General features: G+C 69.9%; 1 protein-coding gene and 1 pseudogene. Both read right to left on the reverse strand.

Annotated elements, in window-relative coordinates; genetic code table 11:
* Nucleotides 1-585, reverse strand: a 585-nt coding sequence (locus tag LPZ50_RS25065) for a PHP domain-containing protein (RefSeq protein ID WP_230665530.1), incomplete at its 3' end; no start/stop codon positions are given.
* A 12-nt stretch (nt 586-597) separates the two neighbouring features.
* Nucleotides 598-985: pseudogene (locus tag LPZ50_RS25070) on the reverse strand (hypothetical protein); the annotation flags it as partial.

A 985-nucleotide genomic window follows, 5' to 3' on the forward strand; every position in this document is an offset into this window, starting at 1 on the left:
GGCGTGTTGCACGGCGGCGCGGTGCAGGTCGTCGCGCGGGCCATGCAGCAGGGTCAGCCCGACCCAGGCGCGGCCGGGAAAGGCGCCCGCCAGCCAGTGCGCCTGGGCGTTGACGACTTCGGGGGGCGTGCCATGCGGCGGAGCCAGGATGGCCAGGCATTCGGGCAACTGGCGCAAGTGCGTCTGGCCGGCGCCTGGCGTGGCGATGTCGCCGGCGCATAGCCGGTATTCGCCCTTGGGCGCGCGCGAGCGCCCCAGCGTGATCAGTTCCGACAGGTTGCCGTAGCCTTCCCGGGTTTGCGCCAGCACCACCAGCGACAGCGGCTGGGCACCGGGGGCGTCATGCAATACCAGCGTGCTGCCTATGATCAGCGGCAGGGCATGCTTTTCGGCCGCGACCAGGGCGCGCACCACGCCCGCCAGCGAACACGCATCGGTGATGGCCAGTGCGGCGTAGCCCAGCTGCGCGGCCTGCTCGACCAATTCTTCGGGATGCGACGCGCCTTGCAGGAATGAGAAATTCGACAAGCACTGCAATTCGGCATAGCCCGGCAGCAGGCCGGACAGGGTTGTTGGCAGGGTCATGGGGTGAACCTTTCAGGCGTAGCGTCCGTGCAGAAACCAGCGGGCGTGTTCGGTATCGCGCTCGCGGTAGATCCAGTAGCGCGCGGCGGCGGCGTCTTCGGCCACGAAATAATCGCGCACGGTCAGCGCGGCGTCCCACCAGCCGCTTTCGATGCGTTCCGGGCCGCGTACCAGGCGCAAGGCCTGGCCCGCGTAGGCGGGGCGATGCTGGATGACCCGCAGCGGCACGGGCGGGTCCAGCAGCCAGAACGGGCGGTCCAGCGCCGTGGGCAGCACCTGCGTGATGAGCGCGAAGTCCACGGCCAGGTACGCGCCGAAGCCGACGCCCAGCACCACGGCACCCGTGATGGCTCCGGCCCAGGTGGGGGCGAAGCCAAGGATGAGGCTGGCCACGGCGATC

Origin of the sequence: Bordetella petrii (assembly GCF_020991325.1) — a bacterium.
Lineage (GTDB): Bacteria > Pseudomonadota > Gammaproteobacteria > Burkholderiales > Burkholderiaceae_B > Bordetella_A > Bordetella_A petrii_E.